We start from the raw sequence: 572 nt of genomic DNA on the forward strand, positions 1-572 counted from the left end.
GGGAAGCGATGTTATAGTTTTCAACCGCAGTACCGAAGACGGATTCGGATTTGTCCAAATTGGTGAAACTTCCGAAAACCAACTCGCTCCGGATCAATTTATTAACGTTCCAACCGGAGAAACTTATCAAGATAATCTCGGCACTCTCAACAGTCCAATTCTGGCTTACGAACAGGAAACCGGAACCCTCAAATATGACCGGGATGGTTCCGGATTTCAAGCGGCTGAAATTGTCGCAACTTTTGCACCGCTTGACGATCTCAATAATTATCCATCTCTATCTGTTGGTAATATTTTGCTGGTTGGGACGGCATCTGATACGCCATTGACACCCCTTAAAAATGAAACTGTGAGGGCGTTTTCCGTTGTTGATGGGGCGACTCCTACTGATGACAGCCTCTCCGCAGATTCTCCCAGTCTTGCCGGAATTACTGTTACCGTTCCGGTGCCGCCGGGGAGTACCATCACGGAGTTGGTTGGCGGAACTGTAACCCGTTTGAGTGATAACGGTACGTCGGTGGAATTTACTCCAACTGTCGGAGGGGGAAATACGGGAAGTTTTGAGGTGTTTA

1 pseudogene is annotated in these 572 nt (G+C 47.9%); it reads left to right on the forward strand.

What is annotated here, in order from left to right:
* Positions 1-572, forward strand: a pseudogene (locus AC0QHF_RS00740) (calcium-binding protein); the annotation flags it as partial.

Source organism: Lyngbya sp. CCY1209, from assembly GCF_055795065.1.